Origin of the sequence: Fonticella tunisiensis (genome assembly GCF_004364155.1) — a bacterium.
In the GTDB taxonomy this organism is placed as follows: Bacteria; Bacillota; Clostridia; order Clostridiales; family Caloramatoraceae; genus Fonticella; species Fonticella tunisiensis.
Window position 1 is genome coordinate 39,868 of record NZ_SOAZ01000024.1, and the last position, 10,328, is coordinate 50,195.

8 protein-coding genes are annotated in these 10,328 nt (G+C 35.6%); all 8 read right to left on the bottom strand.

Annotated elements, in window-relative coordinates:
* Positions 1-45: 45 nt before the first annotated feature.
* The 8 genes from EDD71_RS11975 to EDD71_RS12010 all read right to left on the bottom strand — a co-directional run bounded on the left by EDD71_RS11975 (position 46) and on the right by EDD71_RS12010 (position 10,102).
* Positions 46-1,392 (bottom strand): O-antigen ligase family protein, encoded by a 1,347-nt coding sequence (locus EDD71_RS11975; RefSeq protein WP_133628979.1) that lies wholly within the window; start codon positions 1,390-1,392, stop codon positions 46-48.
* Between the two features lie 496 nt (positions 1,393-1,888).
* Entirely contained in the window at positions 1,889-2,581 is a 693-nt protein-coding gene (locus EDD71_RS11980) for a sugar phosphate nucleotidyltransferase (RefSeq protein WP_133628980.1), read from the bottom strand.
* 258 nt (positions 2,582-2,839) lie between these two features.
* The gene (locus EDD71_RS11985; RefSeq protein WP_133628981.1) at positions 2,840-3,811 is read right to left on the bottom strand and encodes an NTP transferase domain-containing protein; all 972 of its coding nucleotides are present in this window, start codon (positions 3,809-3,811) and stop codon (positions 2,840-2,842) included.
* Positions 3,812-3,945: 134 nt separating this feature from the next.
* Positions 3,946-5,169, bottom strand: a complete 1,224-nt coding sequence (gene eutH / locus EDD71_RS11990) for an ethanolamine utilization protein EutH (protein WP_133628982.1) — start codon at positions 5,167-5,169, stop codon at positions 3,946-3,948.
* 37 nt (positions 5,170-5,206) lie between these two features.
* A complete protein-coding gene (locus EDD71_RS11995; protein ID WP_133628983.1) occupies positions 5,207-6,187 on the bottom strand; it encodes a choline kinase family protein in 981 nt (326 codons plus the stop codon).
* A gap of 221 nt (positions 6,188-6,408) precedes the next feature.
* Positions 6,409-6,531, bottom strand: a complete 123-nt coding sequence (locus EDD71_RS12000) for an NTP transferase domain-containing protein (RefSeq protein ID WP_133628984.1) — start codon at positions 6,529-6,531, stop codon at positions 6,409-6,411.
* A gap of 88 nt (positions 6,532-6,619) precedes the next feature.
* Positions 6,620-8,905 carry a SpoIID/LytB domain-containing protein gene (locus EDD71_RS12005; RefSeq protein ID WP_133628985.1) on the bottom strand — a complete coding sequence of 762 codons (2,286 nt, stop codon included), beginning with the start codon at positions 8,903-8,905 and terminating at the stop codon, positions 6,620-6,622.
* A 213-nt stretch (positions 8,906-9,118) separates the two neighbouring features.
* Entirely contained in the window at positions 9,119-10,102 is a 984-nt protein-coding gene (locus EDD71_RS12010; protein WP_133628986.1) for an LCP family protein, read from the bottom strand.
* Between the last annotated feature and the right edge of the window lie 226 nt (positions 10,103-10,328).

The window sequence follows — 10,328 nt, forward strand, 5'->3', positions numbered from 1 at the left end:
AATAGGTTTTAATGAAAAAGACAGGAAAAACCTGCCTTTAACGATTTAGTCTATATTCCTATATAAATATTGTGAACCATATGCTATGGTTATAAGTGTCACTAGCTGAATAAAACCTATCTCCCCCAGGTAAACCTCTTCCATCTGCATATAAAGGAATATGGAAGTAAAGAGTGTAATTATATTAAAATATTTCATATTTAGTTTTCTATTCCTAAACATTTTTATTAGAAGGGTTAAAGGAACATATGAAAATACGGCTATAAAAATTATCACGCCCGCCAAGCCATTTGAAGCAAAATATCTAAAGAGTGTATTATGATAACTTATTCTCTCAGCGCCCTTACTCCTGGAGCTTATGACCTTTTCCACATCTATTTTATTAACGATATTATATTGAAGACCATCTCCCACTAAAACATATCTCTTATAATCCCTTATAACCGCTAGCCATATAAATTGTCTTTGATTAACGCCCTTTTCATTCTTTTCAGCCAGCATATCGGCTGCCGATCTTGTACTTTTATTATTTCCAGGCAAGTTAAGTTCGTTTCTATAGCCAGGCAACATTATGATACCCATCATAACCAGATTTGAAATTAATATTGCCGCCAGGGTTCTTTTATTAAATAGCAATTTAAATTGCTTTGTATTAAAAATAATAAAAGCAACCAAGTTTAGAAAAACATATACCGCAGCTGAAACTATGCTAGTTCTTGCAACAGTTAAATAAAGCATATATGCCTGAAGGACTAAACCAAATATAATGAATCCTTTTCCATTCTTTTTATCCCTAAGAATAAGATAATATATCCCTGCTATTATGGATAAAAACAAATAGGTTCCATGCCCATTTACATTACCATACATCGAAGCCGGATTATAGGCAGGCCAGTCTGATATGGTAACTCCAAGTATAGTATTGTTTAATGTGATAAACTGGTTAAGCCCTATAACTGAATGGAATATTCCTAGTAAAAATACATACTTACATATCTTATATACAAGCTGCCCTCGGCTTTCTTCCTCTAAACTAGCCAGGTATATCCTTAACATCAATAAATATATACCAACGATAAACCACATTTTAAAAATATAAAGCAGAGTGGACTTCCCGCCCCCATTTATTAAATAGGTAAAAGCTGTCCATAATAAATATGCTGCCACAACAAAATTGAATTTACTTCTAAAAAGCCCGTCTATAACAGCCTTAAAACCACATCTTGCTATAATTAAACAAAAAATCACCATGGATAGAAGTATAAAAACACCCCAAAATAAATTCATTCCAATATAGTCAAGAGTATACCACCCCGTTACAGATGAGAATAGTAAGGCTACAATTAATAAGGCATCTATTATTTTATGATTAATACTACTTAATTTTTTCAACTACTCTCCCCCTTGCTGAAAATAAATTAAATACCAATGCTATTTTACTCGATAATAGTTTAAAAGTAAATCTATCAAGTATTTATTAGACAATATTTTAACTCATTTTACTCAATTAATACCTCATTGCTTGAGTAAACAAAGATCTATTCCTTAACCCTATGTATAATAAAATAGGGCTTTAAAACCCTATTTTGTACCATAAATAAACTCATGGAGTTTATCCTTATTTACCTCTAAGTTTGGAACTAAAACTGCCATTCCGTTTATATTCTGGCTTGAAAATAAACCATCCACTGATAGTCTAAACTAGCCAATCTGCTTGTATTAAACTTGGATACATCTCCAACCTTATCAATTGCTTACTCCTTTCAAAAATGCATGGCTATTATTCCCATATTTACCGATTACACATGCATAAAAAGAGCATACACAGATCTGATTTATAAAAATCTATATATGCTCCCAAGGGACGATAAAACATCCTTTAGCTTTTTTAAACATTTTTTCCAAGTATATAATTTTCAGCCTTCTTAAGATCCTCAAGAGAATCAATTTCAAACCAATCATTTGAATCTATTTTTTTAATATAAACTCTTACATCCCCTAAAATTGTTCCTACTACATCATCCCAGTATACCCTGTCAAAGTTTCCACCTTCAACTACTTCCTCAAGTTTTTTCCTGATAACCTGTCCATCCTGCCTGGTCCAATAGGAAATACCTGACATAATATAGTCTGTACCTCCACCTACTTCTATCTCGAATACTCTCCCATCTTCATCGAAGTGAAGCTTCCATTCGGATTCAAATCCTTCCTTTATACCTCCAAAGTATGTGGAGTTTTCCAAATGATTTTCAAAATAGTTTCTACACATATATACATCTGCCTCAGTAACATAGGCATCTTCAAGATATTCCCTTACTAAATACATAGTATATACATTGTTATAAACGTCATACTTATCATTATGAATAAGCTTAACTCCGTATCTTTCCCTTAAATATTCAAACTTTTCCTTAAGGTACCCTGTAACCACAATAATATCATCTATGCCCTTTTCCTTTAAAAATCTTATTTGCCTTTCAGCCATTGGCTCTCCAGCAACCTTAACCAGGGATTTGGGAGTGTCATATGTAAGGGGCCTAAGCCTTGTTCCCATTCCTGCTGCCAAAATAATAGCTCTCATTTGTATCTTCCTTTCTAACTTGTATTAGTAATATATAACAATCATTAATCGAGAATTGAATAACAAATTAGATCCTAAACAAAGCTCATTGGAGCTTATTAGCTATGTAGGTTAAGATTGTCAAGACATTTTTTGCCTTGTTAAGGTGTATAACAACCTCCGACCAGTATATTTGTAAATACACAATTTGCAAGTATTTACGGTATATAAGCTTGACCTGTTTAAACTTAACAGTGATGATTGGATTTTACTAATGCATCACTTGTGTTTTTCCCTATTTTCCAACATCGGAAAAATAAAGTTTACAAGATTACTGTAATGCCACTGGGTGTCGATTTCGGTCCATATGAGATCTTCTATTTTTGCATAACCTATGTTGTAGGTTCTCGCCACATCCAAAAGTACATACTCATAATTTAAATAGGGATTGCTGTTTCCCGAAAATTCTTCAAGCATCTTTTTATATATGTCAATTGAAATTTTACTTATGCCTATCATCTCACCATCTATTTTGTTAAACTGATGTTTATCCTTTGACATTTTAAAAATAAAGGTATTTCGTATTTCAACAAATACCTCATCCCCTGATCCACTTACACTACTAATTAAAACACAATCCCTGTTTTCGTTTTTAAGAACTTCACCAATTGCCCTCTTTTCAAATACTATATCACTTTCAATTAATATAAAATCATCTTTAATCAAATCCTTTGCCGCAGCAAGGGATGTCATTGTTCCCGTGGATTTATACTTTCTATTTTTTACAAGGCTTATTTTTCTTTCCTTTGCAAGCTTTTCATAGTAGTGGCTTTCATAACCCGCAACAACTATAATATTCTCTATTCCATATTCCTCAAGTATGTCAAGTATTCTTTCGATTATAGTTTTCCTCCCAAGCGGAAGAAACCCTACAGGTTTATCAAAATTTGGACTTTCTCCCGCAGCAAGTACAACTGCAGTATTAACTTTTTTATCATGCTTAGGAATTATGATTTTTTTGTTTATTGCTCCGTTTATATGCTCCTCAAGGGCATCCAAACCCTTTTTATTTACAACGTATCTGGATTTACGCGAGTGTTTATCAATGCTTATATAACCATCCTCCACCAGATGCTTTATTATTGAATTAACATTACCGATAGAAATATCCGCAGCCGCTGCAATACTTCTTTGGCTTATTCCACTATTTCTGTTTAATATCTCTAAAACCCTCAACTCTTTATCCAGCATTTATTTCACACCTTCATATGCACAATAAGGATATGTTCAAATAATGAACATATCCTTATTGTACCAATTTCAAAACCATAGTTCAATATATTCTTTCAATATATTGTTTTTTGACTAAAAATTATTTTTAAACCTTACAAGCTTGTATTTGCACATTCCTCAAGCTTATCCTGCTTTTCAAGAGCTACAGCCTTTGGAACGGATAGCTTTAAAGCGATACCAACAGCTATAATTCCGGCAGTCAGCTTACCTATCATAACAGGTAAAATCATTGTCGGCTGAAAGTTTGCTGTAAAGGCAAGGTGATCTCCTATCAGGAAGGCTGAACATACCGAGAAGGCAATAGTCTTAACCTTATCAGCTGCAGGCATGTCCTTTATTATTCTAAAAAGGGCTAATATGTTTGCTGCTCCGGCTAAAATCCCTGCACTTCCAATTGAACTAAATCCTAACCTTTTGCCAATAGCTTCGAGGGGCTTTGAAAGATACTTCTTAATGAGATACACCATTGGGAATGCACCTGCAAGCATAATACCTATATAACCGGCAATCTCAAGTGCTCTAAACTGATCCTGAGCATCTGCAATTATCGGATTGAATCCCCAGGCTCCAAATATCTTTGTAAAGACTCCTGTAAAGTACTCAACTATTGAAAATACAAGTATTATTTTTATTGCAGCGTCCATAATCTTTCCAAACCATATAAAGCCCTTAACCATTTTGTCGGGTATAAGCCATAGTCCCAATGCAATAAGTATACAAATCACAATAAGAGGCAGAAGATTTGATAAAATTTGCCCAAATCCCAGTGCAAGCTGATAGGTAGCCTCAGCATCTGTACTTATCACTCCACGTACGCTTGCCTTAGACAGGGATAAAATAGCACTAGTCACAAATACTCCTATTGGCACTGTAAGTATTCCCGACATAACCCCAAGTGCCATATATTTATGATCCTTTTTATCAATCATTGCAAGCCCTACAGGAATGCTAAATACTATTGTAGCCCCAGCCATATAGCCTGTTACCATTGCCATAATCCAGCTCTCCTTCGTATCCGCAAGGGCCTCGGCAAGCTGATATCCGCCCATGTCAACGGCGATAAAGGTTGTAGCTGCTATGGCGGGGTCTGCCCCCACAGCACTAAAGGCAGGACCGAATATTGCCTTAACAAAGCTTGCTAAATAAGGTGTTGCCGCCATTATACCCGCAACGGGAACGAAGATTGGACCTATTGAAAAAAGGCCCTCAAGAAATTCTCTGCCAAGTTCGGATTCATCATTTATAATTGAAGCAAATGCTCCCAAAACTGCACACGCCATAATAACATATAGTACATAATTACCAAACTGAGCCATATTACTTTACCTCACATTATTTTTTATTTAAATCATTTTAAAATGCAGCCGCTTCGGCTTCAGCATCAAAGTAAACCCTTTTCTGTGAATCATTTTTAACAGCTTCCAGGTATTTTTGGAAGTTTTCGCTTTTAATAAGTTTTTTGAATCTTTCATATCTTCCCATAGCATATGGCCAATAATCATTCTCATGTTTTCCATATACAATTTGTACTATGGCCCATACGGTCCAGTAGGCATCTATTAAAACCTTGTTTATTACCATTCTTCCAAAATTGGCAGCAGTAACATACCCATCAAAGTATTCCCTCATCATCATGTATTCCTGGTGTTCTGTAAGTCCTGCTTCTATTGAAAAGGCCCCAAGATCCCACATTGGGTCATTCATTCCTGAATACTCCCAGTCTATAAGATACAACTTTTTGCTGTCTGAAATGAAATTTTCACATAAAGGGTCATTGTGGCTTGGTACAAGCTTTACCGGTTTGTCTTTTATTACCTTCCTGATAATCTCCAGGTCTTTATAGGTCTCAGCGTAATCATCAGGAAGCCTTGCATTATTTCTTTTTAATATATCATCATAAAGATCAATACCGTCAAAGGCATCAAAGGTGAATTTAAACTCCTCACCGATAGAGTGCAATTTCTTAAGTACCTTAGTGGCCTCAACTACGAGTTCATCCTTTACAAAGCTTTCAGGATGCATAGTCACAGCATTTTCAATATATTTTGTCAAAGCAATTCCTGTTTTCTCATCAAAATATATAATCTCTGTATTTATACCATTTCTTGATGTTATATTAGCATTATGCATCTCAACACTTCTGTCTATGTAGAGACTTGTACCTTCCCCTGGAATCCTCAAAACATAATTTTCTTCGCCAAGGGTTATTTTATAGTTTCTGTTTGTTAGTCCTCCCAATAGTTGTTCAATAAATGTAATCTCATCAACTCTATTTTTAAGTATGTCAATTTTCTCAATAGCGTTAAACACTTCCTGCGGCAGGTTTTTAATCATTTTACCATCCCCCTTTGCTCTATATTATAATTATATTCCGTTCATTTTTTGAACATAACTTAATTTTAATATTATTTTTACAAAAAAGCAACACATAAAATAAGGTTTCAGAGATTTCGCATCTAATTTCCAGTAGGAAATAATATTTTGATGTAAATTTGATATTTTTCAACATCTTTAAAATTTTGTAATCAACCAAACCACAGGTGATTTTGGATACACTAATGTCTGTCAAAACTTTCAAGAGCTTGTATGATAAGCGGCTTTCCATACACAACAACTAATTGCTTTGGCTTGTCAACCACACCCATTCTTATACCGGTGCCTCCGGCTAGAATCAACAAAACATGTCAAATTATGTAACCCTAATTAAATATATAGTGGGAATATTATGGAATAGATATTCATAAAAAAGGAGCAGCCTTAGCTGCCCTATCTTAATTTTTCATTTATCTTTGCTGCGGTTGCCGGACCTACTATGCCATCTGTTGCCAGATTATTTGCCCTCTGGAAGGCTACAACCGCCGAATAGGTTCCAGGTCCAAAACTTCCGTCTATTGTGGATTTATAATATCCAAGCCTCTTAAGTGCATCCTGCAGCCTTTTTACATCTTCTCCCCTGCTGCCCTTCTTCAACGTCCTTGACAGGCTGAAGGAAGTGCTGCCCGGTGTTGATGGCTGTGATGTTGGCGGCGCTATAGGCTGGATTGTTGTACCTCCCTGGAGTTTTTCGTTTATCTTTGATGCAGTTGCCGGACCTACTACACCGTCTGCTTTCAGCCCGTTTGCCCTCTGGAAGGCTACAACTGCTGAATAGGTTCCAGGTCCAAAGCTTCCGTCTATCGTGGATTTATAATATCCAAGCCTCTTAAGTGCATCCTGCAGCCATTTTACATCTTCTCCTCTGCTGCCCTTCTTCAACGTCCTTGACAGGCTGAAGGAAGTGCTGCCCGGTGTTGATGGCTGTGGTGTTGGCGGCGCCGCAGGTGTCTTCTCAACGGTTACTGTAATTTCCTTAACATCATCATACTGTTTAGTGCTTAGCTTATCCTTAATATATGCTTTTACTACATATTGACCTGAACTATCAGGTGTAAAACTATATGTAGAGTTTAAAGCTAAACCAGTAGATATAAATTTTCCAGACTTTAAAATCTCATATTTGTACTCAACACCATCCGTGCTCCCACCCTCGTATTCAACGCTAACCGATACGGGTTTCTTTTCAACGGGCTTCTCAGGAGAAACTGTTACAGTTTTTATTTTAGGTTGAGCGTAAACTGAAAAGGATATCCTGTCAGTTGCCTCGTAATCCTGCGTTGATAGCTTGTCCTTCACATAAAGCTCAACGCTGTAGTCTCCAGGCTCTCCTGGAGTGAATGTATCCTTTGAAACCTCACTGTAGTCCCTGGTATAAACTACACTGTCACCCTTTTTAACAATGTACCTGTATAATGGAATGTTGCCATTTGATGCCTGAGAAGTAAAGGTTACCCCATCTCCCTGAATTATCTTAGTTTTATCTAAATTAAAGCTGGTTATTCTGGTTCTAAGGTTATACAAATACGAACCATCATAATAGAACTTTAAAATATCCTCATAGGTTTGTCCAGCTTTTGCCCTATCCCTTGCGCCTATCTGGCTGAGTCCAACTCCATGTCCGTAGCCTTTACCTGTAAAGGTGTACACACCATCATTCAAGGATACATCATATAATGAGCTTTTCAGGCCTAAAAACGTTCTTGCCGATTCCTTTCCAAATGCTTTTCTATTTATGCTTCCTGTACTTGTTGAATATACAATTTCAATATTTGATATTCTTCCGCTCTCATATTTTCTTATTGTATCAGTATCTATCTTTATAAAGCTATCAGTTTCTGATAAATATCCCTTGTTTTTAAGAATTTCATCTATTTCTGAACTTGTAAATGACGCAGTCCAATCATAGCTTGGATCTTTATCATATGCATCAGGCTTTGCATTAAAATATGGAAGGCTCGAAAGCCATACATTTTCTGATGCCTCGGTATATCCCCCATTGCTTGCAGAATAGTAGGCATTTACCAGTTTGTCTCCATATAAAAGAACCATTCCCCTTGTTTCTTCAACGGCCCTTATGGCATTGGCGTAGTAACTATTGTACCCTCTATATACCTGATTGCTTATGGTATCATCGATATCATAGCCGTAGCTGTTGTATTTCCCCATATTGGCTAATGCATAGTTTCTTGCAGCAACTGCCTGGGCCTTTAGGGCTTCCAGGGGATAGGAATTTGACATTTCATAGGGAACAACACCCTTTAAATAGTCTTCAATATTTATCGTGTTGATCTCAAAAACCTGATTATCAGAAACCTTAAATGTCATACTCCCCAGATATGAATATTCCTTGATTGTGCCGTTATTTACCCTAAGCTTTATTGTATTTTTATCCGATGAAGGAACAAAGGTTATTGAATCATATTCTTCGCCATTAAAAAGCACCTTTCCATTGCTTACTGTAAGAGTAAAGCTTGTCCCTGAAGCATACGTTTTCTCCCCTGCCTTATATTCACCGCTAAGGGTAACATTAACCGAGGGCGAAAGCATGTTCTTAAGCCCAACTCTCAAATCCCTATAATAATTTGAATTTGTATATCCAAGAGCAGGTGAAGCATAGAAAAGCATAGAAAGAAGAAAGGATAAAGCAGTGAAAAAAGAAATAGCAAATTTCTTCAATATTTCACCTCCTCTTTATTTTGTTTACAACAATTATATAATATAAAAATCTATCCATCAACGAAATAAAATGAAATATTTAAATGTATATTTTAACAACATTTTATTTGCAATTAAAGCTTACTTGAAGTAAACCAAAATTGATCACTCAATCTGAAAGCGATATAATGGGCTATATGATTTTTTAGACAAAAAAACAGGGCTTAAAAGCCCTTATTTCTCTCCATATATAAACTCATGCAGTTTATCCTTATTAGCTTCAATATCCGGAACTAAAACAGCCATTCCATTTATGTTCTGACTCTTAAAATAGCCATCAACTGGCAGCCTAAACTGCTCAATGCTGCTTGTATTAAACTTTGCTGCCTCCATTGCAAGATCGATTATCTCCTTATTAGAAAGGCTTGTTTCTATATATGGAATAAGTTCCGAAACCAGCCCTGGTATCTTAGCTGTTCCCTGAGCCTTTATTTTCTGGAAAAGCTGATTTAAAACCTCTCTCTGCCTTTCAGTTCTTTCATAATCACCGCGGCCTACATATCTAATTCTTGAGTATGCAACAGCTTGTCTACCATTTAGCACCTGAATTCCTGGCTTTACACCTTTAACTACATTTCCATTAAGTCTATTTAATTCTGCCAAATATCCATTTACATATGTTGCTTCAGCTTCAGATATATTAATTTTTACACCACCAACCTTATCAATAAGTTTTTCAAGTCCAAAAAAATCAATAGTCACATAATCCCTTATATCTAGTCCAAAATTTGAGTTTATCGTTTTAACTGCAAGTGCCGGGCCCCCGAATGCATAGGCTGCATTTATCCTGTTGTTTCCTTTACCCGGTATGGGAACATACATATCTCGCATAAGGGATGTCATTTTAACCTTCTGGTTTGTCTTATCAATGGAAACAACTATAATGCTATCGGATCTCGAACTTTCACTTGTTTGATTTCTTCTATCAAGTCCGAAAAATACTATATTAATTATATTGCTATCTTTATTTTCTGCAGCCTCAGGCTGTATTCCAAGTTCCTCATTAGTCTTAGGCAACTCCTTTCTTTGAAGCCTTCCAAAGAAAGTGTAGTACCCGTAAGCAGCTGAGCCCACGATCATTGCCAATATAATCGTCAAAACTATAAGAACTTTGTTTCTCTTATTCTTTTTATTCCTTTTCCTTCGTCGCTCGCTCATTAATTATTTACCTCCTAATATTGGACATAGCTATCTTAAAGCAGTAAAAAACACATATATTTAAATGTAACACTGTAAATGATGTTTTTCAAGAGAGTGTAATTAAAGTTTCAAAAGTATTAATATTTTACCAGAGATTTCGCATCTAATTTCCAGTAAAGCTTTTTTCTTTATAGGAAATTAGATTTTTTCTATTTTATTGAAATTTTGGAAGGGAAAAAGGCCG